The 26,549-nt window shown below is 55.4% G+C and carries 30 protein-coding genes and 1 pseudogene; 11 read left to right on the forward strand and 20 right to left on the reverse strand.

Annotation, left to right across the window (positions count from 1 at the left end):
* The first annotated feature begins 20 nt into the window (after positions 1 to 20).
* The 3 genes from INF86_RS15720 to dgcQ all read left to right on the forward strand — a co-directional run bounded on the left by INF86_RS15720 (position 21) and on the right by dgcQ (position 2,980).
* Entirely contained in the window at positions 21 to 935 is a 915-nt protein-coding gene (locus INF86_RS15720) for a DUF808 family protein (RefSeq protein WP_169441341.1), read from the forward strand.
* A gap of 77 nt (positions 936 to 1,012) precedes the next feature.
* Positions 1,013 to 1,195 (forward strand): YodC family protein, encoded by a 183-nt coding sequence (locus INF86_RS15725; protein ID WP_022648559.1) that lies wholly within the window; start codon positions 1,013 to 1,015, stop codon positions 1,193 to 1,195.
* Positions 1,196 to 1,279: 84 nt separating this feature from the next.
* On the forward strand, positions 1,280 to 2,980 hold the full coding sequence (dgcQ, locus tag INF86_RS15730) for a cellulose biosynthesis regulator diguanylate cyclase DgcQ (protein WP_193543700.1): 1,701 nt from the start codon (positions 1,280 to 1,282) through the stop codon (positions 2,978 to 2,980).
* On the opposite strand, the gene INF86_RS15735 is transcribed toward dgcQ, so the two are convergent.
* Together INF86_RS15735 and yodD are read right to left on the reverse strand one after the other, a co-directional pair.
* Positions 2,965 to 3,765: a mannosyl-3-phosphoglycerate phosphatase-related protein gene (locus INF86_RS15735; protein ID WP_193543701.1), complete on the reverse strand. Its 801-nt coding sequence runs from the start codon at positions 3,763 to 3,765 to the stop codon at positions 2,965 to 2,967. The two genes, dgcQ and INF86_RS15735, sit on opposite strands and share 16 nt — an antisense overlap.
* Before the next feature lie 296 nt (positions 3,766 to 4,061).
* Positions 4,062 to 4,289: a YodD family peroxide/acid resistance protein gene (yodD, locus tag INF86_RS15740; RefSeq protein ID WP_017383339.1), complete on the reverse strand. Its 228-nt coding sequence runs from the start codon at positions 4,287 to 4,289 to the stop codon at positions 4,062 to 4,064.
* Between the two features lie 128 nt (positions 4,290 to 4,417).
* On the opposite strand from yodD, the gene dsrB reads away from it, so the two are divergent.
* A complete protein-coding gene (dsrB, locus tag INF86_RS15745) occupies positions 4,418 to 4,606 on the forward strand; it encodes a protein DsrB (RefSeq protein WP_003859583.1) in 189 nt (62 codons plus the stop codon).
* 98 nt (positions 4,607 to 4,704) lie between these two features.
* On the opposite strand, the gene rcsA is transcribed toward dsrB, so the two are convergent.
* The 14 genes and pseudogenes from rcsA to fliF form a co-directional block, all read right to left on the reverse strand.
* The gene (gene rcsA / locus INF86_RS15750) at positions 4,705 to 5,328 is read right to left on the reverse strand and encodes a transcriptional regulator RcsA (RefSeq protein ID WP_022648556.1); all 624 of its coding nucleotides are present in this window, start codon (positions 5,326 to 5,328) and stop codon (positions 4,705 to 4,707) included.
* A 290-nt stretch (positions 5,329 to 5,618) separates the two neighbouring features.
* Positions 5,619 to 6,411: pseudogene (fliR, locus tag INF86_RS15755) on the reverse strand (flagellar biosynthetic protein FliR); the annotation flags it as partial.
* Between the two features lie 6 nt (positions 6,412 to 6,417).
* Positions 6,418 to 6,687, reverse strand: coding sequence for a flagellar biosynthesis protein FliQ (gene fliQ, locus INF86_RS15760; protein WP_003859587.1), 270 nt, complete (start codon positions 6,685 to 6,687; stop codon positions 6,418 to 6,420).
* Positions 6,688 to 6,697: 10 nt separating this feature from the next.
* Positions 6,698 to 7,435 carry a flagellar type III secretion system pore protein FliP gene (gene fliP / locus INF86_RS15765; RefSeq protein ID WP_003859589.1) on the reverse strand — a complete coding sequence of 246 codons (738 nt, stop codon included), beginning with the start codon at positions 7,433 to 7,435 and terminating at the stop codon, positions 6,698 to 6,700.
* On the reverse strand, positions 7,435 to 7,809 hold the full coding sequence (gene fliO / locus INF86_RS15770) for a flagellar biosynthetic protein FliO (protein ID WP_023306522.1): 375 nt from the start codon (positions 7,807 to 7,809) through the stop codon (positions 7,435 to 7,437). Before fliO ends, fliP begins: the two co-directional genes overlap by 1 nt.
* A gap of 2 nt (positions 7,810 to 7,811) precedes the next feature.
* Entirely contained in the window at positions 7,812 to 8,225 is a 414-nt protein-coding gene (fliN, locus tag INF86_RS15775; protein WP_003859592.1) for a flagellar motor switch protein FliN, read from the reverse strand.
* Positions 8,222 to 9,226 carry a flagellar motor switch protein FliM gene (gene fliM / locus INF86_RS15780; RefSeq protein ID WP_193543702.1) on the reverse strand — a complete coding sequence of 335 codons (1,005 nt, stop codon included), beginning with the start codon at positions 9,224 to 9,226 and terminating at the stop codon, positions 8,222 to 8,224. Before fliM ends, fliN begins: the two co-directional genes overlap by 4 nt.
* Positions 9,227 to 9,230: 4 nt before the next feature.
* Positions 9,231 to 9,701, reverse strand: coding sequence for a flagellar basal body-associated protein FliL (fliL, locus tag INF86_RS15785; protein ID WP_003859598.1), 471 nt, complete (start codon positions 9,699 to 9,701; stop codon positions 9,231 to 9,233).
* Between the two features lie 106 nt (positions 9,702 to 9,807).
* Positions 9,808 to 11,022 (reverse strand): flagellar hook length control protein FliK, encoded by a 1,215-nt coding sequence (gene fliK, locus INF86_RS15790; RefSeq protein ID WP_193543703.1) that lies wholly within the window; start codon positions 11,020 to 11,022, stop codon positions 9,808 to 9,810.
* Entirely contained in the window at positions 11,019 to 11,462 is a 444-nt protein-coding gene (gene fliJ / locus INF86_RS15795; protein ID WP_006811155.1) for a flagellar export protein FliJ, read from the reverse strand. The genes fliK and fliJ overlap by 4 nt, the downstream gene beginning before the upstream one ends.
* 21 nt (positions 11,463 to 11,483) lie before the next feature.
* Positions 11,484 to 12,854, reverse strand: a complete 1,371-nt coding sequence (gene fliI / locus INF86_RS15800; protein ID WP_032624018.1) for a flagellar protein export ATPase FliI — start codon at positions 12,852 to 12,854, stop codon at positions 11,484 to 11,486.
* Positions 12,854 to 13,561 carry a flagellar assembly protein FliH gene (fliH, locus tag INF86_RS15805; protein WP_022648550.1) on the reverse strand — a complete coding sequence of 236 codons (708 nt, stop codon included), beginning with the start codon at positions 13,559 to 13,561 and terminating at the stop codon, positions 12,854 to 12,856. Before fliH ends, fliI begins: the two co-directional genes overlap by 1 nt.
* Positions 13,554 to 14,552 (reverse strand): flagellar motor switch protein FliG, encoded by a 999-nt coding sequence (gene fliG / locus INF86_RS15810; protein ID WP_003859608.1) that lies wholly within the window; start codon positions 14,550 to 14,552, stop codon positions 13,554 to 13,556. The genes fliH and fliG overlap by 8 nt, the downstream gene beginning before the upstream one ends.
* A complete protein-coding gene (fliF, locus tag INF86_RS15815) occupies positions 14,545 to 16,227 on the reverse strand; it encodes a flagellar basal-body MS-ring/collar protein FliF (protein ID WP_022648549.1) in 1,683 nt (560 codons plus the stop codon). Before fliF ends, fliG begins: the two co-directional genes overlap by 8 nt.
* Positions 16,228 to 16,455: 228 nt before the next feature.
* Between fliF and fliE the strand changes: the two genes are divergently transcribed.
* Entirely contained in the window at positions 16,456 to 16,770 is a 315-nt protein-coding gene (gene fliE / locus INF86_RS15820; protein ID WP_022648548.1) for a flagellar hook-basal body complex protein FliE, read from the forward strand.
* A gap of 75 nt (positions 16,771 to 16,845) precedes the next feature.
* Positions 16,846 to 17,259: a lipoprotein YedD gene (yedD, locus tag INF86_RS15825; protein ID WP_022648547.1), complete on the forward strand. Its 414-nt coding sequence runs from the start codon at positions 16,846 to 16,848 to the stop codon at positions 17,257 to 17,259.
* A gap of 506 nt (positions 17,260 to 17,765) precedes the next feature.
* Here the strand turns inward: yedD and amyA are convergent.
* The 4 genes from amyA to fliD form a co-directional block, all read right to left on the reverse strand.
* A complete protein-coding gene (gene amyA / locus INF86_RS15830; RefSeq protein ID WP_193543704.1) occupies positions 17,766 to 19,253 on the reverse strand; it encodes an alpha-amylase in 1,488 nt (495 codons plus the stop codon).
* A 98-nt stretch (positions 19,254 to 19,351) separates the two neighbouring features.
* Complete coding sequence (gene fliT / locus INF86_RS15835) at positions 19,352 to 19,723, reverse strand: flagella biosynthesis regulatory protein FliT (RefSeq protein ID WP_006811148.1); 372 nt, start codon at positions 19,721 to 19,723, stop codon at positions 19,352 to 19,354.
* Positions 19,723 to 20,133 carry a flagellar export chaperone FliS gene (fliS, locus tag INF86_RS15840; protein WP_003859616.1) on the reverse strand — a complete coding sequence of 137 codons (411 nt, stop codon included), beginning with the start codon at positions 20,131 to 20,133 and terminating at the stop codon, positions 19,723 to 19,725. Before fliS ends, fliT begins: the two co-directional genes overlap by 1 nt.
* Before the next feature lie 30 nt (positions 20,134 to 20,163).
* The gene (fliD, locus tag INF86_RS15845) at positions 20,164 to 21,576 is read right to left on the reverse strand and encodes a flagellar filament capping protein FliD (RefSeq protein ID WP_126314987.1); all 1,413 of its coding nucleotides are present in this window, start codon (positions 21,574 to 21,576) and stop codon (positions 20,164 to 20,166) included.
* Between the two features lie 269 nt (positions 21,577 to 21,845).
* On the opposite strand from fliD, the gene INF86_RS15850 reads away from it, so the two are divergent.
* From INF86_RS15850 to dcyD, 5 genes are all read left to right on the forward strand, one after another.
* Positions 21,846 to 23,063, forward strand: coding sequence for a FliC/FljB family flagellin (locus INF86_RS15850; protein WP_047053571.1), 1,218 nt, complete (start codon positions 21,846 to 21,848; stop codon positions 23,061 to 23,063).
* A gap of 163 nt (positions 23,064 to 23,226) precedes the next feature.
* Positions 23,227 to 23,946 carry an RNA polymerase sigma factor FliA gene (locus tag INF86_RS15855; RefSeq protein ID WP_003859623.1) on the forward strand — a complete coding sequence of 240 codons (720 nt, stop codon included), beginning with the start codon at positions 23,227 to 23,229 and terminating at the stop codon, positions 23,944 to 23,946.
* Between the two features lie 54 nt (positions 23,947 to 24,000).
* On the forward strand, positions 24,001 to 24,552 hold the full coding sequence (gene fliZ, locus INF86_RS15860) for a flagella biosynthesis regulatory protein FliZ (protein ID WP_023300482.1): 552 nt from the start codon (positions 24,001 to 24,003) through the stop codon (positions 24,550 to 24,552).
* A gap of 86 nt (positions 24,553 to 24,638) precedes the next feature.
* The gene (gene tcyJ / locus INF86_RS15865; protein WP_023300481.1) at positions 24,639 to 25,439 is read left to right on the forward strand and encodes a cystine ABC transporter substrate-binding protein; all 801 of its coding nucleotides are present in this window, start codon (positions 24,639 to 24,641) and stop codon (positions 25,437 to 25,439) included.
* Between the two features lie 103 nt (positions 25,440 to 25,542).
* Positions 25,543 to 26,529 (forward strand): D-cysteine desulfhydrase, encoded by a 987-nt coding sequence (gene dcyD / locus INF86_RS15870; RefSeq protein WP_193543705.1) that lies wholly within the window; start codon positions 25,543 to 25,545, stop codon positions 26,527 to 26,529.
* Positions 26,530 to 26,549 lie beyond the last annotated feature (20 nt).

Genomic DNA, 26,549 nt, shown 5'->3' on the forward strand with positions numbered 1-26,549 from the left:
GCAAAAAAAGAAGGATAGAGATTTTGGCAGGAAGTAGCTTATTAACATTACTGGACGATATCGCCACCTTGCTGGATGACATTTCAGTCATGGGGAAACTGGCAGCGAAAAAAACCGCCGGGGTACTGGGGGATGACTTGTCGCTTAACGCGCAGCAGGTCAGCGGCGTGCGGGCGAACCGTGAGCTGCCGGTGGTGTGGGGCGTAGCGAAAGGGTCCTTTATTAACAAGGTGATCCTTGTTCCGCTGGCGCTTCTCATTAGCGCCTTTATACCCTGGGCCATTACGCCATTGCTGATGATTGGCGGGGCGTTCCTGTGCTTCGAGGGTGCCGAAAAAGTGTTGCATATGTTTGCCGCACGCAAAGAGAAAGACACCCCGGAAATGCGCCAGCAGCGTCTGGAAGCGCTGGCCGCGCAGGATCCAAAAACGTTCGAGCGCGATAAGGTCAAAGGTGCGATCCGTACTGACTTCATCCTTTCGGCCGAGATTGTGGCGATTACGCTTGGGATCGTATCCGAAGCACCGCTGATGAATCAGGTCATGGTGCTTTCGTTGATTGCCATTCTTGTAACGGTTGGGGTGTATGGGCTGGTCGGTCTGATCGTCAAGCTGGATGATATCGGCTTCTGGCTGGAAAAAAAATCCAGCGCCATTGCCCGCGTTATCGGCAAAAGCCTGCTGGTGCTGGCGCCGTGGCTGATGAAAAGTTTGTCGATAGTGGGAACTCTGGCGATGTTCCTGGTCGGCGGCGGTATTATCGTGCACGGCGTTGCTTCGCTGCATCATGCAATTGAACATCTGGCGTCGGGACATGGTTCGGTGATCGCCGCCATTCTGCCGACGCTGCTTAACCTTGTGTTGGGCTTTATCGTAGGTGTCATTGTGGTGGCAGTGGTCAAGCTGGTAGAAAAAGTACGCGGAAAATCGCATTAATTTTTGCTGACTCCGGATGCAAAAAGACCATTCCTCGTCTAAATTGAAAACGTTTCACCCTGATACAGGAGGCAGGTATGGTCTTTTTGGTCAGTGATGAAGTTAAGCCAAAGAATGGTGGTCCATGCATGATTGTCACCGGTTATTCCAGTGGAATGGTGGAGTGTCGGTGGCATGACGGATACGGCATTAAGCGGGAGGCTTTTCGTGAAGATGAGCTTCAGCCTGGTGATAAAAGGCAAAAACGCGATAAGGCTTAATCACACAACGCCCGGCCTTGCCGGGCGTTTTTACTGGCAGAAGACTTATCATATCGGATGGTGAGCGACACTCAGGGAGTGCGTGTGCAGCACAATACCTTTGTTGTAAAACAATCTTTTTTGCAGTGGCTGCATAAGCGTAGCAATCCCCGTTTGGTTGTTAACCTCTGTTTTATCGTTGTCCTGATCTTTTCCACCCTCCTGACCTGGCGCGAAGTTGTGGTACTGGAAGATGCCTATATCTCCAGTCAGCGTAACCATCTGGAAACGGTTGCCAGTGCGCTGGACAGACAACTCCAGTTCAGCGTCGATAAAATGCTGTTTTTTCGCCACAGCATGCGTGATGCGCTGGAAACGCCGCTGGCGTTTGGCGTGCTACATGATGCGGTAAAGCGTTTTGCCCGTTTGCGCACATCCCCCACCTGGCAAATTGAGGTTGATAAACAGCGCACATTGCCGATCAACGGTGTGTCGGATGCCTTCGTTGAAAAGACCACCCTTCTGAATCGCGATGATGAGTTTCTTGATAATGAACTGTCCGCCGCGCTTGAAGTGGGGTATTTATTGCGTCTGGCATCCAGTTCTTCCGGCAACGAAGAGCGCGTGATTTATGTCTCTCGCGCCGGATTCTTTCTGGAAACGGATACGCCGGAAAATGCCAGCGATATCGTGCAGCGTTACTACCATCTGGTCACTCAGCCCTGGTTTACCCAACAGTCCGAGCGTGAGAACCGTGCGCGTGCCGTGCGCTGGTTTATCTCGCCTCCTTCCTCCTTTGTGGGCAAAAAGCCGCTGATCACCGCCAGTGTGCCTGTTTATTACAATCACGTCTGGTATGGCGTGGTGGCGATGGATTTCACCTTTGCCACCCTGCGTTGTCTGCTGGTGGAGGCCATAGGCGATAACCCGGAAGGGGAATACCAGCTGTATGACAGTCGTCTCACCCTGCTTGCGACGTCTGGATCATCTGCTGCGGACGTTAATCATTTTGACGCGCCCGAACTAGCGCAGATAGCGCACGCAATAGAATCGGATTCCGAAGGCGGCATTCGCCTGGGGAGTCGTTTTGTCAGCTGGGAGCGTCTCGACCACTTTGATGGCATCGTCCTGCGCGTGCACACCCTGGAAGAAGGGGTGCGCGGCGATTTCGGCAGCATCAGTATTGTGCTGGCATTGCTTTGGGCGCTGTTCACCGCGATGCTGCTCATCTCATGGCTGGTGATCCGGCGCATGGTCAGTAATATGTATTCGTTGCAGAATTCGCTGCAATGGCAGGCCTGGCACGACCCTCTGACCCGGTTGAATAATCGTGGGTCGCTGTTTGAGCGGGCGAAAATACTGGCGAAGCAGTGTGAACAGCAGGCGCTGCCTTTCTCTGTCATCCAGATCGATCTTGACTGCTTTAAGAGCATTAATGACCGGTTCGGGCACCAGGCGGGTGATAAGGTGTTGTCCCATGCTGCGGGGCTGATTGCCAGTACCCTGCGCACTAAAGATATTGCCGGGCGCGTCGGCGGCGAAGAGTTCTGTGTGGTGCTGCCCGGCATGACGCTTGAAGAGGCGGCGGAAGTTGCAGAGCAGATCCGTGAGCGTATCGACAGCAAAGAGATCCTGATTAAGAAAAGTACTACCCTGCGCGTGAGCGCGTCGTTTGGCGTCTCTGGCGCGCAGGAGAAGGGCAATTATCACTTCGAAAATCTGCAATCCACCGCCGATGCGCGTCTGTATGAGGCGAAACAGCGCGGGCGTAACCGGGTCATCTGGCAGGATCACGTTAAAAAGTAATCAAGCCCCTCGCGCCAGCCGGCCGGTCCGGTGTGCTGAGTGCGATAAACCCGTGTGGGATCGTTGTTCTTAAGGCTGACCCCCTCCCGGTTGAAGCCTTTCACCACCACGGCGAAGGCTACGCTGTCCAGCAGAGGGGCATCATTGGGGCCGTCGCCCAGGCCCAGCGTTGTCGGGTCAATTCCGTCGTGCAGGCGATACTGTTCCACAAGCCAGTGCACCGCCACGTCTTTGCCACAGCTGGTGTCCAGAATATGCCAGAAGCGAGCACCCGGGACGATCTTCAGCCCCTGCCGGGCCAGTTCGGCTGCGAAGCGTTTCATTTGTTCATCACTGTCACGCCAGATCAGCGTCACGGAAGCCTCGTGTTTACGTGCAAGCGCCGCTCGGGGACGGCTTAGCCCGGTCCATTCGGCGACCACGCGCTCATCCACATCGTCGAAGGTGGTGAATTTCAGATGCATCTCCTGGCGTACCCGGGCAATAAACTGCCGGATATCGTCATGCTTCTTTTCTGAGATGAACCGTGCGGCGTTTTCCCACCGTACGTCAGGCTGAATCACCGCGCCGTTTTCCGCAATGTAGGGCATCCCGCCAAGGCCAAGTTCCTGCTGGATGTCACGCATTTCGGACGCGGTTTTGCTGCTGCACAGAATGACTGGTACCTGTTCATCCTGTAATCTCTTCAGCCAGGAAGCGGCAGGCTGCCAGTCGAGAGTGTGAAAATCCAGCAGCGTACCGTCGAGATCGGTAAAGACGAGCAGAGTCTCCTTTAGCGAAGGCATAACGTCTCCTGAATAATGATGTTCATCTAAGAAAAGTCTTAAAAAAACTCAGCATTGATGTCCCGTTGAAGTGGAAACGATCCCGATAAACCCACACGCGGCGCATGTTTATACTCATAACCAAAATTCACATGTATAAAATATAATATTCGCTAAGAGAATATATGCTTGTAAGACAAATCTGTTGGGGATAATGTCTTACCTGCATCAGATTTCCTGGTGTAACGAATTTATAAGTGCTTCTTGCATAAGCAAGTTTGATCCCGGTCATCCCCATGACCGGGATTTTTTTCGCCTTAGCGGTTCGTTTCCGAGACGCTAAAGTCATGGATATCCAGCTCGAATGCTTCAGCCAGTTCACGGTAGGTATGGTAATCACGACCATTGACCACGACACGGTCTGAATTATCCTCCGCGCGATGAACTTCGGACTCACTGATTTCATTAATGGCGGCAAGCAGGGCATCGACATCCACTTCCACCTCACGCTTAATGGTGTCGCTGTACTCTTTGTCAGTCTTCATGGCGGGCTCCTCATTTAACCGTCTCAACAGCTAAGTATAGACCGCACACAAAAACGCCATTCGCGTCAGGCGGCGATGCCAGCCAGGGTAATTTGTTCTACACTGGCTCAAAACCACAGGAGGAATGTATGAAGGTCAACGATCGGGTAACCGTCAAAACGGACGGTGGGCCGCGCCGCCCGGGCGTGGTGCTGGCAATAGAAGAGTTTAATGAAGGCACAATGTATCTGGTGTCGCTGGAAGATTACCCGCTCGGCATCTGGTTCTTCAACGAACTGGGGCACCCGGATGGGATCTTTGTGGAAACGGCGGAATAGGGCGGCGTCGGGGGCGTCTTCTCCCCGGCCCGGCTGCTGAAAAGCAAAATCTCTGGCCAGGCCAGAGATCAAGGTAGGGTACAACATGGCCGTGCAAATTAGCGCATATTAACGAAAATCCCATTCGTCACATTATCTGTCAGGCGTACGACATGGTATATCACTTGCTTATTATGCGTTTTAATTTTCCTTTTAATATTTCCTTTGTGTGACGATACTGTTTTTGCCTTGATATTCATCTGGTCTGAGATCTGAATTGTCCCTTGTCCAGCCATCCACATTCTTAGCATACTTGATTCAGTTCTGCTTAATGATAGAGTGGGTAAGTTAACCGCCCCTACATTCTTAACTTCTTTATTCAAATAATCGCCCAGAATGTCATCAAGCGACTCTGGTTTAATCGATTTCGAACTGATTAATAAGTTTTTACGCACCAACAAATACTCATCGAAATGAATATTGGCGATCGCCATAAAAACAATAAACAGGGTTCTGGGATGCTGATTAATGATCTGCTTAATGTGCTGACTGTTAGCGGGGTCGTGAATGAAACAGTCCTCATTAATAAACACCACGCCGGGCTTGTGAGTCTCACAAGCGGCTGCGAGTTCTTCAACGGTGTGTGCATCGTTGATGTCTCTCTTTCTTACCCCTCTGCTTGCTAAGTACCCGGTTAACCCTAGCCGGGTGTAGCTGCATAAATCCATAATGATCGTTGACATGGCATACCCTCACTCAATGCGTAACGATAATTCACCACCTGCCTGAGAGCTCATAAACAGCCATACGGGATGGAAAAAATCTAATAAAACCTGTGAGCATGACAAAGACTTTCAGGCGAACTCACTATCCCGTAAAGTTACGTATAATTTGCCAGGAATCATCTTAAAGTAAAGTAAATATTAAGTATTGTGAGGTGGTTAGAAACATTTAAACCGCGTCAGATATATCCTGGTAGATGTTTTTCAAGATTATTTTTAGGAATATCCTCAGAAAGACATTGCAAACACTGCGGGTTATTATTTGCGTGGAAGTTCGCTGACAATATCCGCTAAGAGATTGAATATCTCGCTGAATAAATGCTCGCAGAAGGGGGCGATAAGTGGCATCAATAATGACATTAATAAAAGGCCAACCGTCAACGTCACCGGAAAGCCGATGACGAATACCGACAGCTGCGGGGCCATTCGGTTGAGTAAACCCAATGCGAGGTTAACGGTGAGCAACAGGGTTATGACAGGCAGCGCCAGCATCAGCCCGTTGAGGAAGATCAGCCCGGCAGCCCGCACCAGCGCCAGAAAAGCGTTACTGTTCACCGGGTTGTCGCCAATCGGCAGCGTGTGGAAGGTGTCCACCAGCATAGAGATGAGCCACAGGTGGCCGTTGAACGAGAGAAACAACAGCATCGCCAGCAGGTCGATAATACGCGCCAGCACGGGCATATTCAGATGGCTGCCCGGGTCAACGAACGTCGCGAAAGACAGACCCATCTGCAAACCGATCAGTTCGCCCGCCGTTCGTACCGCGGCGAAGGCGAGCTGCATCGTAAACCCGACCGCCACGCCAATCATCACCTGTTGCAGGGCAATCCAGATCGCATTCGGGGAAAAAATCGGAATATCCACCGCCGGCAGGGAAGGGGCAACGATAATGGTGATAACCATGCCCAACCCAATTTTGATGCGTTTAGGCACCGACTTTTCACTGAGTATGGGGGCGGTGGAGATCAGCGCCATGATGCGCAGCATCGGCCAGAAATAGATCCCGAGCCACTGAACAAACTGATCGCTGGTGAATTGCAGCATCGTCCGTCAGCCGATGATGTAAGGCAGATTGGTGAACAGGTTGCGCATGTAGTCCAGCAGCAAATTGAGCATCCAGGGCCCGGCAACGATAATCGCCACGAAGACGGCGATGATCTTCGGGATGAACGACAGGGTCATTTCGTTAATCTGCGTGGCGGCCTGAAGAATACTGATAATCAGACCGGTTACCAGCGCAACCAGAAGCAGGGGCGCGGCGACGGCAATCGCGACTTTCATCGCTTCCGTGCCCATCATCATGACCGACTCAGGCGTCATTGCGTGCTCCTCAACTGTAGAAACTCTGCGCCAGCGAGCTGACCAGCAGCTGCCAGCCGTCGACCAGCACGAACAGCATGATCTTAAAGGGCAGGGCAATGGTTGCGGGCGGGACCATCATCATCCCGAGCGCCATCAGGACGCTGGCGATCACCAGGTCAATAATCAGGAACGGAATGAAAATGGTGAAGCCAATCTGGAACGCCGTTTTCAGCTCACTGGTCACATACGCTGGCAGCAGAATGCGCATCGGCACCGCTTCCGGTCCCTGTAACTCGCCCGTGTTAGCGAGACGGGCAAACAGGGCCAAATCCGCTTCGCGCGTCTGGCGAAGCATAAATTCACGTAATGGCTGAGCCCCCTTTTCCAGGGCAACCTGCATGGAAATTTTATCTTCGCTGAACGGCTGGTACGCCTCGGTGTAAATCTTGTCGATCACCGGCGACATAATGAAAAAGGTCAGGAACAGGGCTAAACCCAGCAGCACCTGATTGGGCGGCGCGGACGGCGTGCCGAGCGCATTTCGCAGCAGACCAAACACAATGATGATGCGGGTGAAACTGGTCATCATCAGCAGGATCGCCGGGATAAAGGTCAGTGAGGTGATGAACACCAGCGTCTGCACGGAGAGGGACCAGCTTTGTCCCCCGTTCGCCAGCGGCGTGGAAACCAGCCCCGGCAGCTGCGCATACACAGAAGGCGCGAACAGGCCCAGACCTGCCAGAGTAAGGAATAACAAACGGCGCATCAGGATCTCCCGGAACGCTTGAGCAAACTCTTCATAACGGACTGAAAATCCGCAGGGGCCTGGGCGTTAGCCTCCACCGTGACAGGCGAAGGGGGCAGCGTGTGAAGAACGTTAATGCTGGAGGCAGTCACGCCCAGCACCAGTCGCGCATCTTCCACTTCCACAATGACCACGCGCTCGCGTGGCCCGAGTGTGGTGCTGGCGCTGACCTTCAGTCCGCGCGTGCCGGCCGTTTTCCCGGCCAGCCCGAAACGCTTTGCCAGCCAGGCGGCGATAAGGATAAAGGCAATAATACCGAACAGCGCGCCGCTCACCTGAAGCAGCGGGGAGCCGGGTACGGCGGAGGGCGCGGACAGTGTTGCCTGGGTTTTCATACTTAACGGCTCAGGCGACGCATACGTTCGGAAGGGGTAATGATGTCGGTGATACGTACGCCGTATTTATCGGCCACCACCACTACTTCGCCCTGTGCAATCAGGTAGCCGTTGATCAGAATATCCAGTGGCTCACCCGCTAAACCGTCCAGGGCTACCACGGAACCCTGCGTCAGGCGCAGCAGCTCTTTAATAGTCATGCGGGTGCGGCCCAGCTCAACGGTCAGCTTGACCGGAATGTCCATAATCAGGTCGATGTCCTGTAACGTCCCGCTGACGTCGCCGCCGCCTAACTGCTGGAAGACCGCGTCTGCCGCGCTTTTCGTCGGCGTCGTTTTTTGCTCGTTTAACGCGTCAGCCCACAGATCGTCCAGTGCTCCGCTGTTTTCATCGGACGGATTGTTCATGTCACTCATTTGGGCTGTTCCTCATTCAGCGAATTCAAAATCGGGTTGATCAAGTGCTCAACGCGTAACGCATACTGGCCGTTAATTGTGCCGTACTGGCTTGTCAGCACGGGTACGCCATCTACATGGGCAATAATGCGGTCGGGTTTATCTATCGGCAAAACGTCGCCGGATTGTAATTTCAGGATCTGCGATAACCGCATGGAGATGTCGGCAAAGTTAGCCACCAGCTCCAGCTGCGAGTGCTGAACCTGGCGCACCAGGTTCTCACGCCAGTTCTGATCTTCATGGCGTGAGTTCTCCAGCGGCGGGTTCACCAGCAGTTCGCGCAGCGGTTCAATCATGCTGAACGGCAGGCAGATGTTGAACTCGCCCGTCAGGTTGCCGATCTCGACGTGGAACGGGGTGTTCACCACGATGTCATTCGGTGAGGTGGTGATGTTGGTAAACTTCACCTGCATCTCGGAACGCACGTACTCCACTTCCAGCGGGTTAATCGCTTTCCACGCGTCGCTGTAGGATTCCAGCGCCAGCTTCAGCATGCGGTTAATCACGCGCTGTTCGGTATGGGTAAACTCGCGGCCTTCCACTTTGGTCGGGAAACGGCCATCGCCACCGAACAGGTTGTCCACTGCGATGAACACCAGGCTTGGCGAGAACACTACCAGGCCGGTACCGCGCAGCGGTTTCAGATGGATCAGGTTAAGGTTGGTTGGCACCGGCAGGTTGCGGGCAAACTCATGATACGGCTGAATGCGGATCGCACCGACGGTGATATCCGGGCTACGACGCAGCAGGTTAAACAGCCCCATTCGGAACTGACGTGCGAAACGTTCATTGATGATCTCCAGCGCCTGTAAACGCTCGCGCACCACGCGACGCTGGGTATTGGGATCGTAGGGACGAATATTATCGTCGCCGGTCAGACCCGGCTTCGGATCGTCACTCTTATCGCTGTCGCCATTGAGCAGCGCATCGATTTCTGCCTGAGAAAGAATACTGTCGCCCATGTCGTTACCGCAGAATGAAGGCTGTATACAGAACGTCAGTGACTTCCTGCTTAGGTTGGCCGTTGACCAGCGGGGTCGCCAGCGTCTGTTTGATCGCATCGACCAGCTTTTGCTTGCCCACATCGGTGGCGAGCGCGGAGGCATCCTGACGAGAAAACAGCAGCAGCAGACGGCTACGCACTTCTGGCAGGTAGTCGTTCAGACGTGCACGGGTCGCTTCATCTTTCAGACGCAGCGTAATGCCCACGTAAAGCACGCGATCCGCATCGCCGAGGTTCACGGTGAACGTATCCAGCGGGTAGAAGACCGGCGCCGGTGGAGGCGGCGCTTCAGCTTTGGCGGCTGCGCTGGAGGGTTCCTGCTGCATACGCCAGTAACTGTAGCCTGCGGTGGCGCAGGCCGCGAGGGTAATCAACACCAGCAGCGGGATCCAGATGGAACGCTTGCTTTTTTTGGTGATAGCGGAGTCTGTCATCTGATACGAGCTTCCTGTTTCGGTACAGCTTAATACGGTGATTATCCCGTGTCCGGCTTAGGTCAAAGCGTGGAAAAGACGGGGATAATCACGTTACCTCTGGCGTTTAGGCAAAGATGTCTACGGCACGGCTGCCGCGCGCGGCGGATTGCAGGGCGGCAGGGGCAGGCAATAACTCTTCGCTCTCCTCGTTAAACCCGCCATGCTGGCCTGAACGCGAAGCGTGCTGTTGTTGCCCGGATGAAGATTGCTGCTGCCCGGCAAAGCCTTCGCTGCTGACGCTGCTTTGGGAAAGCTGTATGCCGTTTTCCGCAAGCTGCGTGCGCAGGATCGGCAGGGCCGCTTCCAGCGCCGCACGAACGTGGCTGTGGGGCGAAACCATCTGCAACTGCGCCTGGTTGTCATCCAGCTTAAGCGAAATTTGCACCTGACCCAGATCTTCCGGGTGCAGGCGTAGCTCTGCGGTCTGTTGGCCCTGTCTGGTGAACAGGGTGATGTGCTGGCTTAGATTCTGCTGCCATTCGTGCGTGCCCAGCGGCTGGCTTAACACCGGCGCGGTCGCAACGGTAGCGGCAGACTGGGGGGTTGCCAGGTGACTGATGATCGGTGCCAGCGTCGCGGTTGGGCTGGCGACAGACGACGCCGTGCTCACTACGTCCTGCTTCTCCGCGACGGCGGCAACAGCTGGCGTAACGGCTGCAGTGGCGGGCAGCGACGTGTCGCTGTCCTGAACCGACGTTTTTTCCTGACCCGTTAACGCATGGCTAAGTGGCTGATGCTGGCCGTTGTCCGTCTGGGCTAGCGCAGAGGGGAGGGCGGCACGGGGGGCGACCTCCCCGGTGCTTGCTGGCTGCGTCGCCATTGGGGTGGTAGTCTGCTGGTGCGGTAACATCGCCATCAGCGCGCTTAACCCGGCCAGCTCCTCTTCTTCAGTCGTGGTCTCGCTGTTTGCTTTCGCATCCGTCCGGGTCAGCGCCTTCAGCGCATCCGTATTCGCTGCGGGTTTCAGGCCGGAGACGAGGCTTTGCAGGGAGACGGCGGTATCTTCATCAGTCAGGGTCTCCTGGCGCGAGAGCAGCTCGGCGATTTTGGCCTGGAGCGTGGTATCACCGTTTTTTTCCTGTGCCGCTGTCGACAGCTTGCTTCCCGCCGCTTTCAGATCGGCCAGCGTCAGCGGAGCATCTTTGCCTTTGCCGGTGGTCTCGGTCAGCGCGCCCGCCAGCAGAGAGAGAAAATCTTGCGCGCCCTCAGCGCCTTTTCCGGTCAGCGTGCCGCCGGACGGGTCGCTGTCGGTCATCAGCAGTTGTTGCAGTGTGATCATTCTGGTTTCCTCATTGATGCGCGCTGGGCAAACTCATCCATTTTTTTCTGATCCAGACGGTTTTCCGCCAGGGTCGAGGCTGCAATCTGCCGGTCCTGTAAGGTTTGCCAGGCCTGCAACCGCTGTTTTTTCTCGCGCCAGAAATTCAGCGCGGTATCGACTTTTTGCGTCCACTGGTTAAGCTGCTGGCGATGCTGCTCAATCGCCTTTTCCAGCGTCTGGATAAACTGCTGATAGTTAATCCAGCGCTGGCTACCAATGCCCTGCGTCATGTCGGTGTTAAGGTTGGTGCGATATTCATGCTGATAGTCGATTAACATCTTCAACTGTTCTTCAGCCTGCTGGCACCCGCGTCGCATTGCGCCAAGTTGCAATGCGGCATCATCAACTTCTTTTTCAGCCAGATCTTTCAGCGTTGATAACGCGCTGTTCTGCGCCATGACCTTCGCCCTCCACCTGTGTTACACCTGCGGGAAAATCAGCTCCAGTGCCTGGAGGGAATCTTCCCAGTCGGCGCGTTCAAAAATACCCTGTTGCAGAAATGCCTCCAGCTGCGGCCACAGGGCAATCGCTTTATCGAGCATCGGATCGCTGCCTTTGGCGTACGCCCCGACGCTTACCAGATCGCGGTTGCGCTGGAAGCTGGAGAGCAGTTGTTTGAAGTTACGCACGCGGGCGTAGTGTTGTTCGGTGATCAAGGCCGTCATCGCACGGCTGATCGACGCTTCAATATCAATCGCCGGGTAGTGCCCGGCTTCGGCCAGACGGCGCGACAGCACGATATGGCCGTCGAGGATCGCGCGCGCGGAGTCGGCAATCGGGTCCTGCTGGTCATCGCCTTCGGTCAGTACCGTATAGAACGCGGTGATGGAGCCTCCGCCGCTGATGCCGTTCCCCGCGCGCTCAACCAACGCCGGGAGCTTGGCGAAGACCGACGGCGGGTAACCTTTGGTCGCGGGCGGCTCGCCGATGGCCAGCGCAATCTCACGCTGCGCCATCGCGTAGCGGGTCAGGGAGTCCATAATCAGCAGCACGTGCTGGCCCCGGTCGCGGAAATCTTCCGCGATACGCGTGGCGTAGGCGGCACCCTGCATACGCAGCAGCGGCGATACGTCCGCCGGGGCGGCGATCACCACCGAGCGGGCGCGACCCTCCGCACCAAGAATGTTTTCGATGAAATCTTTGACTTCGCGACCACGCTCACCAATCAGGCCGACGACGATAACGTCCGCCTGGGTATAACGCGCCATCATGCCGAGCAGGACCGATTTACCCACGCCGGAGCCGGCAAACAGCCCCATACGCTGGCCGCGTCCCACGGTGAGCAGGGCGTTAATCGGCCGCACGCCGGTATCCAGTACGTGCTCGATTGGCGTGCGTTGCAGCGGGTTAAAGGGTTGGGTGATCAGCGCGCCGGTTTCGGTGGTATCAGGGGAGGGCAGGCCATCGAGCGGTTTGCCGCTCCCGTCCAGCACGCGGCCCAGCAGCGCCGGACCGAGCGGAAGCTGTTTGCCGCTTTGCAGGCCGTCACCGCTGATGTTTTTTGCGTAGACGCGGGCGCCGGGCAAAATCCCTTCCACTTCCTCAAGGGGCATCAGAAACAGTCGCTGGCCGTTAAACCCGACCACTTCACTTTCCACTTCACGCGTCTCACTCCCGTCCTGACGCTCAATCACGCAGGTGGCGCCGAGCGGAAGTTGCAGACCCGTGGCTTCCAGGACCAGACCGGTGGCACGCGTCAGGCGTCCATAACGACGAACGGATGGCAGCTGCGCCATCTTCGTTTCAAAATTATCGAGCGTGTTAAGCCAGCGCGTAAGGCGAGCGGTCATCAGACGACTCCCGGTGCCGCCAGGCGGCACAGTTCCTGCCAGCGGGTCGCGACGCTGGCATCCAGATCGCCCTCATCCGCCGAGACCTTACAGCCTCCGTGATGGAGCGACGGATCGCCGCGCAACCGCCAGCCGTGCAGGCTCAGCGTCGCGCCGAGGCTCTCTTCCACGCGCTGCAAATCATCAGGATGCACGCGCAGCTGCGGTTTGCCGCTGAACAGCGGCTCCTGCTGGAGCAGCCCCTGGATTTGCTTAATCAGCGCGGCGTTATCCACGACCGGCGTCTGGCCGATCACCTGACGGGCCGCCTCCAGCGCCATCTGCATCAGGCGCGAGGCAATCACGCTGTCGAGCGCATCCAGCGTGTGCTGAAACTCGCTCACCAGCTGCTGCATGCGGGCATGTAGCGGCGCCTGCTGCTGGCGCGCCTGCTCAATGCCCTGCTCTAAACCTTTCGCCAGCCCTTCCTGATAACCCTGTGCGTGCCCGGTCTGACGGCCTTCGTTCATCCCGGCGTTGAAGCCCTGCTCGTGCGCCTGCATTTGCATCTGGGCCAGCATCTGGGCGCGCTGTTCCTCTTCACTCAGCTCGGGCACGCCCGCCCCGGCGTCGCCCTCATCGGACGACACTATGGCAGGGGTGAACTCTGCGGTGGGAGGGGAGAGGTCGTCAGGCGTCCAGCGCTTCCACGACAGTTCATCAGACATAGGTGTCGTCTCCGCTGCCAATCACCATCTCGCCGGTTTCTGCCAGACGACGAACAATAAGCAGGATCGCTTTCTGTTCGTTCTCCACCTGAGACAAACGCACCGGGCCACGGTTGGCCAGGTCGTCGCGCAGGATATCGGCCGCACGCTGGGACATGTTGCGCAGGAACTTCTCGCGCAGCGGCTGCTCGGCGCCTTTGAGGGCGATAAGCAGGGACTCCGAATCCACTTCCTGAAGCAGGCGCTGGATGCTGCGATCGTCCACTTCGACCAGGTTTTCGAACAGGAACATCTCGTCGATAATTTTCTGCGCCAGTTCGCCGTCGAACTCGCGCACCGCCGTAATAACCGCCTCTTCCTGCTGCGTTTTCATCAGGTTGATGATTTCCGCTGCCGTTCTCACGCCGCCCATTTTGCTGCGCTTGAGGTTCTGGCCGTCGAGCAGGTTGTTCAGCACTTCGGTCAGCTCCGCCAACGCGGCTGGCTGGACGCCGCCGAAGGTGGCGATACGCAGCATCACGTCGTGGCGCAAGCGCTCGTCGAACAGCGCCAGAATATCGGCCGCCTGGCCCCGTTTGAGGTGGACCAGAATGGTGGCGATAATCTGCGGGTGCTCGTCGCGAATAAGATCGGCGGCGCTTTGCGGTTCCATAAAGTTGAGCGTTTCGATCCCGCTGGCGGTGTCGCGCGTTTCGAGAATATCTTCCAGCAGGCTGGCGGCGCGCTCTTCGCCCAGCGCCTTAACCAGCACGGAGCGCAGGTATTCGTTGGCGTTGACGTTGAGCGCAGCAAACTGCTCGGCTTCCTGCTCAAACTCCGCCAGCACTTCGGTCAGTTGCTTGTTGGAGATCTGGCGCACGTTGGCCATCGCCGCGCTGAGGATCTGCACTTCTCGCTGAGAGAGGTGTTTAAACACCTCCGCCGCGCGATCTTCGCCAATGGTCATCAGCAGGATGACGCTCTTATCGGTGCCTGTAAGCGTATTACTCATGTTCGTTACCCATCCAACCGCGGATGACCAGCGCGACGACGCGCGGATCGTTATCTGACATTTCGCGAATGCGCTGGCTCATCACCTCTGCGCCCATACGCTGGTTAGCACGGCGCTGCTGCATCTGTTCATCTTTGCTGAGACGAACTTCAACCGCTTCTTCCTCGTCCGGACGCGCGTTCTTCTGTTCCAGCGCGGCTTTTTCGGCTTCAGCGCGACGCTGAAGCTGAGGACGGACACCCTTACGCCACAGCAGCCACGCGACAATCAGCACCAGCAGCCAGCGGCCTGCGGACATCAGCTGATCGAAGAACGCCTGCTGTTGCCAGAACGGCAGTTCGCCACCGGTCTCATCCACCGGGTTGAACGGTGAGTTCACAACGTTGAGGGTATCGCCACGTTTTTCAGAGAAGCCCATCGCTTCGCGGGTCAAATCTTCGATCTGCTTCATCTGCTCCGCCGTGAGCGGCAGCGGTTTACCGTCCGGCAGCGTTTTGTAGTTCACCACCACGGCAACAGAGAGACGCTGAATATCGCCCGTGTTCAGTTTGGTATGGCGGATAGTCCGGTCGACTTCGTAGTTGGTCGTTTCGTTACGGCTGCTGTTACGCGGGCCGGCACTGTTCGCGGTCGAGGTCGTCTGCTGATTCGTTTGCTGACCGTTCTGCGGGTTGGCCGGCGGCGTGGAGATTGGCGCGGCGTTGGCAGGCGCAGGCTGGTTAGAGAGCGCACCCGGCACACCGCCAGGATACTGGCCACCGACCTGTTCCGTCTCATTGATCTGACGCGAGCGTAACACGGCGCGAGAAGCATCCCCGTTCGGGGCGTACTGCTCTTCGGTCTGTTCTTTATTCGAGAAATCAATCTGCGCGGTGACCTGCGCATGCACGTTGCTGTTGCCCACCACCGGGCCCAGAATCGCTTCGATGCGACGCTGGAGACGGCCTTCCACGTCGGCAGCGTATTTCAGCTGGGCGTCGTTGAGATCGCGCCCGGCGGTGTTGGACTGCGTCAGCAGGTGACCGCTCTGATCCACCAGCGTAACGTTACCCGGCGGCAGACCGGCTACCGCACTGGAGACCAGGTGCGTGACGGCGCTGATCTGCCCTTCATCCAGCGCACGGCCAGGTTCGAGGTTAACCGTCACAGAGGCAGAAGGGGACTTTTGTTCGCGGACAAACAGGGACGGCTTAGGCATCGCCAGGTGCACGCGGGCACTTTTCACCGGGCCTAAGGTTTCAATCGTACGGGCCAGCTCACCTTCCAGCGCGCGCTGGTAGTTAACCTGCTCGCTGAACTGGCTGATGCCGAATTTTTCCTGATCCAGCAGTTCAAACCCAACCGCGCCGCCTTTCGGCAGCCCCTGCTGGGCGAGACGCAGGCGAAGCTCGTGCACTTTATCTGCCGGCACTTCAAGCGCACCGCCGTTATCGGCAAAGCGATACGGGATGTTCATCTGGGTCAGCTGGGTGACGATGGCACCGCCATCCTGGTCGGAAAGGTTGCTGTAGAGCGTGCGGTAATCCGGGCTTTTTGCCCATAAGACCATCGCGACAACGATCGCAATGGCGGCAGCGCCTGCCACAATCAACGGGATCTTAGGGTTGGCGCGAAGGCGGTTCATCCACTCGAGTGATTTATTCTGCGGCGCTGTCGATGCTGCTGTCGCACTCATTGCGCACCTCTTAAATCCTGGTGGTTTACGTTATTCGTGTAGAGAAACAAAACTGACTCCCGGGTCGGCAAACACGACAAAAGTTCCATACTGATGGCCCTGCCATTATTTGATGAATCGGGATTTTCTATGCGTCAAATAACCTGGTTTTTTAACGCTATTTACCGCCATTATCTTATTGACAAGCTGTTAGTCTTGACCTCGTAAAAAACCATCCAGGGGAGAGTCATGGCTATACAGGGCATTGAAGGGGTACTCAGTCAGTTACAGGCAACGGCGATGACCGCCCGTAATCAGAGCGTAACTGACCAGCCGCAGGGCATTAGCTTCGCCGGTCAACTGCATGCGGCGCTGGACCGGATCAGCGATAAGCAAAACGCGGCCCGTACCCAGGCTGAGAGATTTACCCTCGGTGAACCCGGCGTGGCGCTCAACGATGTGATGGCCGATCTGCAAAAAGCGTCGGTGTCATTGCAGATGGGGTTGCAGGTGCGTAACAAGCTGGTGTCGGCGTATCAGGACGTGATGTCGATGCAGGTGTGAAACCTTCCAATCTTACGCTGGCAGCCTGATGGCTTTAATGCCACAATATTTTTTTCTTCGCATGCAGGAAAGATGATGAAAAAAGTAGCAATTGTGGCTGCAATGCTGACGTTAGCGGGATGCGTTCAGGTCGAAAACTATCAGGAAGTGGTTAAGCATCCGGCACCTTCGCATCTGGCAGGTTACTGGCAGTCGAAAGGGCCGCAGAGCGCGATGGTGAGCCCGGAGGCGATTGCCACGCTGGTGGTGACGCCAGAGGGTGATACCCTGGACTGCCGTCAGTGGCAGCGCGTTATCGCGGTGCCGGGTAAGATCATGCTGCGTTCAGATGATTATTATAACGTGACCGAAAAACGAGACGTCTATCCGCTCGATCGTGATGGGGCGGCGCTGGAGTATGACGGCATGGAACTGTACAAGGTTGACCGCCCAACGGTGGAATGCGCAGATTACCTGAGCAAGAATCCGCTGGAGAGTAAGCTTCCGTAACCGTTTTGGAGTTTGCGCCCTCTACCCGTGGTCTGAGGGATCTCCACAAAATAATGCCTTCACCGTCGGCCCCCTCTCCCTGGAGGGAGAGGGCTGGGGTGAGGGGGAACATACGGCTCTGGTGGTCATTCCGTTAACTTTGTGTTCCTTGCTACTCTGTCGCGACATGAGCGGTGAACGTGCCAGAGTGGCTCAGTCGCCACCACCCTGGCGACCCGGGCTCCCGGCGGAAAATCGCCGCTTCGCGGTACCCTCAGCTTTTTCCTTCAGGCTATCGGGTCGGGCATGAGCCTGCATCCATGCAGGCCACGCCCTCTCGGCGCTTCCCTGCGCCTCGCCCCGGCCTTACGGAAACGCTTCGGCGATTTACAGCCGGACCAGGGCATCGCTGAAAGTCCTCAGTTATTATGAAGGCAACGTTATTGCTTCTGCTTTCAAATTACTGGGGATATCTCTCCCTGTGGGAAAGGGTCGGGGTGAGGGCATCAGGCCGCACCTTTCCCGTACTACAGCGCGTCTTCAATCACCCAGACGCTGACGCTTCCCCCGTTACAGAAGAACGTCCCTTCGCCATCCGCCGCCGTGGTCACGGTTTCCTCGCGGTTGCCTAAAAAATCCCGCCAGGTCTTATTGCCGTAATTCTCGCCGAGGCAGATCGTCTTCTCACCGTTATCACCATTCGACAGCACCACCACACAGCCCGGGTGCTCCTCTGTCCCGCTGCGGCTAAACGCAATGCAGTTTGGATGATCGAAAAAGAGGGTTTGCACGCCGTGGGCAAAACGCTGCCGGGCGAGGATCAGCTCGTGGAGCTGTTCAATCACCGGCATATCGATGTGATACGTCTCGCCATCCCCGCCGGTGTCGTCATAGCTGGCGCCAAAAAGATCCGGGTAGAACACGCTCGGCACGCCGTTTTCACGCAGCAGGATGAGCGCGTACGCCAGCGGTTTGAACCAGGCTTCAACCGGGGCTTCCAGCGCCTGCAAGGGTTGGGTGTCGTGGTTGGCCACCAGCGTCACGGCATGGAACGGATCGGCTTCCACCAGCGTACCGGTGAAAATCTGGCTCATATCGTAGTCGCGGCCCTGGCGTGACGCCTCGTGAAATTTCATTTGCAGCGGTGCATCAAACAGCATGGTCTTGCCGTCTACCTGATCGATGTAATGCTGCAATTTATCCACTTCGTGAGACCAGTATTCCGCCACGATAAACAGCGGCTGCGGGGCCACCTCCTGGACGTGCTCAATCCACTCTTTATAGAACCAGGCCGGGATGTGCTTTACCGCGTCCAGGCGGAAGCCGTCGCAGTGGGTTTGCTCCATCACCCAGCGCGCCCAGTATTTGATCTCTTCCGTCACCGCGTGGTTGCGAAAATCAATATTTTCGCCCATCAGGTAATCGAAATTGCCCATCTCGTCGTCGACCTGATCGTTCCAGCCTTCGCCGGTGTAGTCGTTCACGATTTTGAAGATACCGTCCTCACTGGGATTTTCAATGTGGTCGATACCGCTAAAGCATTTGTAATCCCAGATGAACTGCGAATACTGCCCGGCCCGAACGGGGAAGGTGTAGCGCGTCCAGGCTTCACATTCGATGATCTCATCGCTGATTTGGGTGCGATCCTGAGCATCCACGCGTTGCACGCGGACGGGTTCCTTTTCATCGGCCCCCATTTTATGGTTGACCACCACGTCCAGAAGCACCGCAATCTGGTTGCTTTTTAAGGCGTTGATGGCCTCCAGCAGTTGGGCTTTATCGCCGTATTTGGTGGCGACGCTGCCTTTCTGGTCAAACTCACCGAGGTCGAAAAGGTCATAAGAGTCATACCCGACGGAATAGCCGCCGGATGCGCCTTTGTAGGCCGGGGGTAACCAGACCATATTGATGCCGATTTCGTTCAGGTTGGGGGCTAATGCCGTGACTTCTCGCCACAATTCACCGCCGGTGGGGTAGTACCAGTGAAAACATTGTAAAAGTGTTGGGTTGCGCATGCACCATCTCCATGAGGTCGCGAAACTCAAGTATGGAGCAGGTTTGGCAGAAATGCCTGGCGAACGAAACGGTTAACGCTTGCCCGCCAGTTAAATGGCTAATTAATATCGCTATTACTTTGCGGAACAAGGACATGACCGCCCTGATTACCGTAGGTGGAGAGAACGGTTTTCTGGATGGAGGATTGCCCAACCAGCTTCGCCAGCTCATCCATTCTGGCTTGCAGCAATGTTTTTACCTGGCCTTCGTTGTCCAGGATCACCCGCAGCGTCGGGCGAAGCTGCTCCTGAATCTGCATCGAAGGTTCACTTTCCTGAGTGAGACGAGCCAGTGAGTGCACCGCATTAACATAGTCGGTTTCACAGATGATCAGATCATCCCATAGTCCCTGCCGCGCCAGTCGCAACATCAACTGGCTCTGCTCAAGGAGTTGCTGATAAAGGGCATAAAGTTGCGGTGCGTTACTCATTAGACGGCGTCCTGCATCAGTTGTGGCGTACCGGCAACCTCCTTCCACCCGTCAGCGATATTGCGCAGCAGGTTTTCCACCTCTTCGATGGCGCTGGCGTCGTTATTCACGTTGGCGTGCAGGAGGCGACGTACCATATAGGCATAAAGGGCAATCAGGTTTTGCGTAAGCTCATCACCGTTATTTTCCACCAGGCCAACCTTCAGCCCGTTTTCGATAATGTTGATGGCTTTTGAGAGCGCCAGCCCTTTAGCAGGAATATTACCGTCTGCCAGGAACAGACGCGCGCGTACCAGCGCGCTGAGGGCTCCATCAAATAGCATGATTACCAGCTGCTGCTGGCTGGCGCTCATCACCGCGCTTTCAACTTCTATCTTTGCGTAGGCCTGCGTGCCTTTTGCGCCGTACATGTTATCCCCCTCGGGTCTGATTAGCGTTTACTACTTGTTGCTGGACGTATTTTCGAACTGCTGCGTCAGGTAGCTGCTGGTGTTGTTCAGCGAGGTCATCAGTACGTCCAGCTGGGTAAACTGGGCTTTGTACTGCGCCACTCTTGCATCAATACGTTCGCTCACGGCGTTATATTGATCCGTTAACTTGTTCAGCGTTTTGCTGACGCCATCTTTGGCCGCCTGGATAATGCCTTTACTGGAAAGCCAGTCAGTCAGATGGGTGGCCATGGTGGTGGTGATCCCGGTGGTTTTTCCGTCACCTACAACCAGATCTTTCACCGCAGACGGGTTATCCGTCAGCGCTTTTTTCAGCTTTTCGCTGCTAAGCTCCAGCTTGCCCGTGCTTGGATCTGAGGTAATGCCGACCTGAGACAGCGTTTTATAGGCGGTTCCGCCGACGGTGTTGCTCAGCATGGTTTTCAGCTGCGTCTGGATAGTACGCAGCGTAGTGTCTCCGAGCAGGGCGCCGTTGCTGGTATCTTGCTCATCCTTACCCGGATCTACCGCCGTGTATTTTGTAAGTGAGGCGAAGCTATCTTGCAGGGTGTTGTAGGCATCCACCCAGGCCTTCATCGCCGTTTCCGCTTTAGACGTATCTTTAGCGATCGTCAGCGTCTGGTTACCGGTGGTGACGTCGTTCAGGTTCAGGGTGATATCTTCCAGCGCATCGCTAATGGTGTTGCTGCTGTTTTCGATATCAACGTTATTCACCTTCAGCTTCGCGTTTTGCGCGGTAACGCTTTCCATCATACCGTTGCTGGCATCGGTGCTGGTGCCGTTGTAACCCATAAAGGATTGCAGGGCGCTATCGCCGCTTACGCTGATGCTGACCGCGTTGTCCGCTCCGGTTTCGGTGGAGGTGATGGACAGACGATATTGACCATTACCGACGTTAATAATACTGGCGGTCACGCCGGCGTCAGCTTTGTTAATCGCATCGCGAATGCCGGTCAGCGAGGAATTTGCCGCGCTGATATCGATGGTCACCGGATCTTTACCGTTACCGGCGGTAAAGGTGATCTTGCTGTCAGCCGTGGCAATGGCCGTTTTGCTGTCCGGCTGCGCGTTTTTGGTCGTCAGGGTTTGAGCCTGTGCCAGCTGCGACACGCTGATGGTGTATTTACCGGCAATCGCGCTGCCGGTAGTGGTGGCGCTGAATGCCGTGGAGCTGCTCGACGTGCTGGTCGCCGTAAACAGGTCGGCTTTATTCAGCGCGGTGTTTGCAGTCTGAAACGCTTCCAGCGAACTCTTCAACGTGCCGTAAGCGCTCAGCTTGGCGGTGTACGATGTCTGTTGTTTGGAAATCGGCGTCAGCTGCGCTTTTTCGGCCGTGGTCAGACTATCCAGAATGTCTGCTAACTTAAGACCCGATCCAATCCCCAATGATGAAATACTTGCCATATTTATTCCTTAATCTATCGACACGTAGAACGAATAGTGGGGTTATCGGCCTTTATGGGGGAAAGTTTACGGTTAATTTCTTTTTTTTAATGGCGGGAATAACGCTAATAGAGAAGACCTTTTCCGTGGCTAAAAAAATTAACGCGATCCTGAAAAAAAATCTAAAGGTTGGTTTGGACCAGACGATAACACCTTTGACGGCGATGAAGCCGAAGGGTGGAAACCCAAATCTAACCAAACAGATTTGATGAACAACAGGAATCGAAATCATGGCACAGTACATTAATACCAACAGCCTCTCGCTGATCACTCAGAACAACATCAACAAGAACCAGTCCGCTCTGTCTTCTTCTATCGAGCGTCTGTCTTCTGGTCTGCGTATCAACAGCGCGAAAGATGACGCTGCGGGCCAGGCGATTGCTAACCGCTTCACCTCTAACATCAAAGGCCTGACTCAGGCTGCACGTAACGCTAACGACGGTATCTCTGTTGCTCAGACCACTGAAGGCGCACTGTCTGAAATCAACAACAACTTACAGCGTGTTCGTGAGCTGACCGTTCAGGCTTCTACCGGTACTAACTCCGCCTCTGACCTGTCTTCAATCCAGGACGAAATTAAATCCCGTCTGTCTGAAATCGACCGTGTTTCCGGCCAGACTCAGTTCAACGGCGTGAACGTACTGGCTAAAGACGGAAAAATGTCTATCCAGGTTGGTGCGAACGATGGCGAAACCATTGATATCGACCTGAAAAAAATCGACTCTACTACTCTGGGTCTGAATACCTTTAACGTTACTGGTCCAGTTAGCGCTGCTGGTGAGTTTGGCAAAACAGGTACTGCTACTGCTGTAACCGATTTTACTAAATATTACGGTGCAACAACACAAGTTGCAGATGCAACTGTTGCTGAGAAAGGTGCTGCAAACGACCTGTCAACTCGATTAGGCTTAGGAGCTGGCGGCGCAGCATTTGCTGATGACGTTTTTGCAGATGACAACGGAAATCTGTTTGCCAAGGTAACGATTAAAGCAACTACCGCAGCTGAAAGTAATAACTTAAAAGCTAATGGTTTTGACATCGCCAGTGGTGCACAACAAGATTTTTATGTTGCAATTGATCCTGAATCAGCAGATCTGACAGATCCTACAAAAGCTGCCTTTAAGATTGATACTAAGAATCTGAGTCTGAGCAGCATGACTTCTGGTTCTACTACTGATCCACTGGCTAAACTGGACGAAGCTATCGCGTCCGTCGACAAATTCCGTTCTTCACTGGGTGCGGTTCAGAACCGTCTGAGCTCTGCGGTGACCAACCTGAACAACACCACCACCAACCTGTCTGAAGCGCAGTCCCGTATTCAGGACGCCGACTATGCGACCGAAGTGTCCAACATGTCTAAAGCGCAGATCGTTCAGCAGGCCGGTAACTCCGTGCTGTCCAAAGCTAACCAGGTTCCTCAGCAGGTTCTGTCTCTGCTGCAAGGCTAATCGCCTGATTACGCTTAAACCCCGCTTCGGCGGGGTTTTTTCTATCCACGCACAAGCGTAACCCCCCAAATAACCCCTCATTTCACCCACTATTCACCCGATTAAAACCCCTCCAGAATCGGATAATCATGCCGATAACTCAACTAACGCAGGGCTGTTTATCGTGAATTCACTCTATACCGCTGAAGGTGTAATGGATAAACACTCGCTGTGGCAGCGTTATGTTCCGCTGGTGCGTCACGAAGCATTGCGCCTCCAGGTGCGTTTGCCGGCGAGCGTGGAACTGGACGATCTGCTACAGGCGGGCGGTATCGGGTTATTGAATGCAGTTGACCGGTACGACGCTCTGCAAGGAACGGCATTTACGACTTACGCAGTGCAGCGTATTCGTGGTGCGATGCTGGACGAGCTGCGCAGCCGCGACTGGGTGCCGCGCAGCGTTCGCCGCAACGCGCGCGAAGTGGCGCATGCGATGGGGCAGCTGGAACAGGAACTGGGGCGCAACGCGACGGAAACCGAAGTGGCGGAGCGTCTGGGCATTCCTGTTGAAGAGTATCGCCAGATGTTGCTCGATACCAATAACAGCCAACTCTTCTCTTATGATGAGTGGCGCGAAGAGCATGGCGATAGCATCGAGCTGGTGACGGATGAGCATCAGCAAGAAAACCCGTTACACCACTTACTTGAAGGGAATTTACGCCAGCGCGTGATGGAAGCGATTGAAGCTTTACCGGAACGTGAGCAACTGGTGTTAACCCTCTATTACCAGGAAGAGCTCAATCTCAAAGAGATTGGCGCCGTGCTGGAGGTGGGCGAGTCACGGGTGAGCCAGCTGCACAGCCAGGCCATTAAACGCCTGCGCACAAAACTGGGTAAGTTATAGGTGAGTCATTCGCCTTGGAAATGCCGCACAACGTATTGACAACCAGGAGTTATCATGACGGTGCAGCAATCTAAAAGACGGCCTTTAAGCCGCTACCTGAAAGACTTTAAACACAGCCAGACGCATTGCGCCCACTGTAAAAAATTACTCGACCGCATCACGCTGGTTCGTCGCGGTGAAATCGTGAATAAGATTGCGATTTCCCGCCTCGACACGCTGATGGATGAAGCCGCCTGGCTTGAAGAGCAAAAAGAGTGGGTAGCGCTTTGCCGTTTCTGTGGCGATCTCCACTGCAAAGAGCAAAGCGACTTCTTCGATATTATCGGCTTCAAGCAGTTCCTGTTTGAACAAACGGAGATGAGTCACGGCACCGTGCGTGAATACGTGGTTCGCCTGCGCCGCCTGGGTCAGCATTTGACCATGCAAAATATCTCCCGCGATCTGCTGACGACCGGATACCTGGATGAAAATCTGGAGCCCTGGCTGCCCGCCACCAGTACCAACAATTACCGCATCGCGCTGCGAAAGTACGCGCAATATAAAGTCCAGATGCCGGGCGTCATAAAGCAGAAAGTCCACGCCGGAACAACTTCTGATATATATTAAAAAAGAATAAGATGTAGCGCAGCCGCCTTTGACGTTGCAGGCGATTTCTCTACACTACTCAAAAATTCCACTGTATCGGAGTACTTATGAAATTAGCAGTTCTGGGTCGTCAGGCGCTGATGGGGATGATGGCCGTTGCGCTGGTCGCGGGGATGAGCGTGAAAACGTTCGCGGCAGATAATCTGCTCAACAAAGTCAAAGAGCGCGGCACGCTGCTGGTTGGGCTGGAAGGAACCTATCCTCCGTTCAGCTTCCAGGGCGACGACGGTAAGCTGACCGGTTTTGAAGTGGAGTTTGCGCAGGAGCTGGCCAAGCATCTCGGCGTCAAAGCCTCCCTGAAACCGACCAAATGGGATGGTATGCTGGCGTCACTGGATTCCAAACGTATCGACGTGGTGATTAACCAGGTGACCATTTCTGACGAGCGTAAGAAGAAGTATGACTTCTCTACGCCGTACACCGTGTCCGGTATCCAGGCGCTGGTGAAGAAAGGTAACGAAGGCAGCATCAAATCCGCCGCGGATCTGAAAGGTAAGAAAGTCGGCGTCGGTCTGGGCACCAACTACGAAGAGTGGCTGCGCCAGAACGTGCAGGGCGTGGACATCCGCACCTATGATGATGACCCGACGAAATACCAGGATCTGCGCGTAGGCCGTATCGACGCCATTCTGGTTGACCGCCTGGCAGCGCTGGATCTGGTGAAGAAAACCAACAATACCCTGGCCGTCGCGGGCGATGCGTTCTCCCGTCAGGAGTCCGGCGTGGCGGTGCGTAAAGGTAACGAGGATCTGCTGAAAGCCATTGATGCTGCCATTGCTGAAATGCAGAAAGACGGCAGCCTGAAGGCGCTTTCTGAGAAGTGGTTCGGCGCAGACGTGACGAAATAAGTCTCTGACCGACAAAAAAAGGCGCTTTTAAAAGCGCCTTTTTTATTTCTCGCGCGTCTGCGTGCATAATGAAATAACAATTGTTTGCGTGACCGGAGGAACCATGTCACTACAGAATTTAACGCGCTTTCCCCGTCTGGAATTTATCGGCGCACCCACGCCGCTGGAGTATCTGCCGCGATTTTCTGACTATCTGGGGCGCGATATTTTCATTAAGCGTGACGATGTGACGCCCATGGCGATGGGCGGGAATAAGCTGCGCAAGCTGGAATTTCTCGCCGCCGATGCCCTGCGCGAGGGCGCGGATACGCTGATCACCGCCGGGGCAATTCAGTCTAACCACGTTCGCCAGACGGCGGCAGTGGCGGCGAAGCTGGGCCTTCACTGCGTAGCCCTGCTGGAGAACCCGATTGGCACGCAGGCAGAGAATTACCTGACTAACGGTAACCGCCTGCTGCTGGATCTGTTCAACGTGCAGGTTGAAATGGTTGACGCGTTGACCGACCCGGCTGCACAGCTTGATGAACTGGCGACGCGCCTGGAAGCGCAGGGCTTTCGTCCGTACGTCATCCCGGTTGGCGGCTCGAATGCGCTGGGTGCTCTCGGCTATGTTGAGAGCGCGCTGGAAATCGCCCAGCAGTGCGAAGGCGCGGTGAGTTTGTCCTCGGTGGTAGTGGCGTCCGGCAGCGCGGGTACCCATGCCGGTTTAGCGGTCGGGCTTGAGCAACTGATGCCGGACGTAGAGTTGATTGGCGTGACGGTTTCCAGAAGCGTTGCGGATCAAAAGCCGAAAGTCGTCACCCTGCAACAGGCGGTGGCTGAACAGCTTGTACTTCAGGCGAAGGCGGAAATATTGCTGTGGGATGACTACTTCGCGCCGGGCTATGGTACCCCCAATGATGAAGGGATGGAGGCCGTTAAGCTGCTGGCCCGCCTCGAAGGTATTCTGCTTGACCCTGTCTATACCGGTAAGGCGATGGCGGGCCTTATCGACGGTATCGCCCGCAAGCGCTTTAAGGATGAAGGACCCATTTTGTTTGTTCATACTGGCGGGGCGCCTGCGCTGTTTGCCTATCATCCCCATGTCTAAAAATCAGGTAGAAAAATAAT

It is taken from the genome of Enterobacter cloacae complex sp. I1M (genome assembly GCF_014982425.1).
GTDB lineage: Bacteria > Pseudomonadota > Gammaproteobacteria > Enterobacterales > Enterobacteriaceae > Enterobacter > Enterobacter intestinihominis.

What these genes read in the sequence shown, in the direction of transcription:
- fliZ (WP_023300482.1), top strand. Translation starts at nt 24,001, where the DNA reads ATGACGGTGCAGCAATCTAAAAGACGGCCTTTAAGCCGCTACCTGAAA.
- fliE (WP_022648548.1), top strand. Translation starts at nt 16,456, where the DNA reads ATGGCTATACAGGGCATTGAAGGGGTACTCAGTCAGTTACAGGCAACG.
- fliH (WP_022648550.1), bottom strand. Translation starts at nt 13,561, where the DNA reads ATGTCTGATGAACTGTCGTGGAAGCGCTGGACGCCTGACGACCTCTCC.
- fliG (WP_003859608.1), bottom strand. Translation starts at nt 14,552, where the DNA reads ATGAGTAATACGCTTACAGGCACCGATAAGAGCGTCATCCTGCTGATG.
- fliL (WP_003859598.1), bottom strand. Translation starts at nt 9,701, where the DNA reads ATGACAGACTCCGCTATCACCAAAAAAAGCAAGCGTTCCATCTGGATC.
- fliI (WP_032624018.1), bottom strand. Translation starts at nt 12,854, where the DNA reads ATGACCGCTCGCCTTACGCGCTGGCTTAACACGCTCGATAATTTTGAA.
- fliD (WP_126314987.1), bottom strand. Translation starts at nt 21,576, where the DNA reads ATGGCAAGTATTTCATCATTGGGGATTGGATCGGGTCTTAAGTTAGCA.
- fliP (WP_003859589.1), bottom strand. Translation starts at nt 7,435, where the DNA reads ATGCGCCGTTTGTTATTCCTTACTCTGGCAGGTCTGGGCCTGTTCGCG.
- yedD (WP_022648547.1), top strand. Translation starts at nt 16,846, where the DNA reads ATGAAAAAAGTAGCAATTGTGGCTGCAATGCTGACGTTAGCGGGATGC.
- INF86_RS15735 (WP_193543701.1), bottom strand. Translation starts at nt 3,765, where the DNA reads ATGCCTTCGCTAAAGGAGACTCTGCTCGTCTTTACCGATCTCGACGGT.
- dcyD (WP_193543705.1), top strand. Translation starts at nt 25,543, where the DNA reads ATGTCACTACAGAATTTAACGCGCTTTCCCCGTCTGGAATTTATCGGC.
- fliS (WP_003859616.1), bottom strand. Translation starts at nt 20,133, where the DNA reads ATGTACGGCGCAAAAGGCACGCAGGCCTACGCAAAGATAGAAGTTGAA.
- INF86_RS15725 (WP_022648559.1), top strand. Translation starts at nt 1,013, where the DNA reads ATGGTCTTTTTGGTCAGTGATGAAGTTAAGCCAAAGAATGGTGGTCCA.
- fliF (WP_022648549.1), bottom strand. Translation starts at nt 16,227, where the DNA reads ATGAGTGCGACAGCAGCATCGACAGCGCCGCAGAATAAATCACTCGAG.
- fliN (WP_003859592.1), bottom strand. Translation starts at nt 8,225, where the DNA reads ATGAGTGACATGAACAATCCGTCCGATGAAAACAGCGGAGCACTGGAC.
- fliK (WP_193543703.1), bottom strand. Translation starts at nt 11,022, where the DNA reads ATGATCACACTGCAACAACTGCTGATGACCGACAGCGACCCGTCCGGC.
- dsrB (WP_003859583.1), top strand. Translation starts at nt 4,418, where the DNA reads ATGAAGGTCAACGATCGGGTAACCGTCAAAACGGACGGTGGGCCGCGC.
- yodD (WP_017383339.1), bottom strand. Translation starts at nt 4,289, where the DNA reads ATGAAGACTGACAAAGAGTACAGCGACACCATTAAGCGTGAGGTGGAA.
- fliM (WP_193543702.1), bottom strand. Translation starts at nt 9,226, where the DNA reads ATGGGCGACAGTATTCTTTCTCAGGCAGAAATCGATGCGCTGCTCAAT.
- fliT (WP_006811148.1), bottom strand. Translation starts at nt 19,723, where the DNA reads ATGAGTAACGCACCGCAACTTTATGCCCTTTATCAGCAACTCCTTGAG.
- amyA (WP_193543704.1), bottom strand. Translation starts at nt 19,253, where the DNA reads ATGCGCAACCCAACACTTTTACAATGTTTTCACTGGTACTACCCCACC.
- rcsA (WP_022648556.1), bottom strand. Translation starts at nt 5,328, where the DNA reads ATGTCAACGATCATTATGGATTTATGCAGCTACACCCGGCTAGGGTTA.
- fliO (WP_023306522.1), bottom strand. Translation starts at nt 7,809, where the DNA reads ATGAAAACCCAGGCAACACTGTCCGCGCCCTCCGCCGTACCCGGCTCC.
- tcyJ (WP_023300481.1), top strand. Translation starts at nt 24,639, where the DNA reads ATGAAATTAGCAGTTCTGGGTCGTCAGGCGCTGATGGGGATGATGGCC.
- fliQ (WP_003859587.1), bottom strand. Translation starts at nt 6,687, where the DNA reads ATGACGCCTGAGTCGGTCATGATGATGGGCACGGAAGCGATGAAAGTC.
- fliJ (WP_006811155.1), bottom strand. Translation starts at nt 11,462, where the DNA reads ATGGCGCAGAACAGCGCGTTATCAACGCTGAAAGATCTGGCTGAAAAA.
- INF86_RS15850 (WP_047053571.1), top strand. Translation starts at nt 21,846, where the DNA reads ATGGCACAGTACATTAATACCAACAGCCTCTCGCTGATCACTCAGAAC.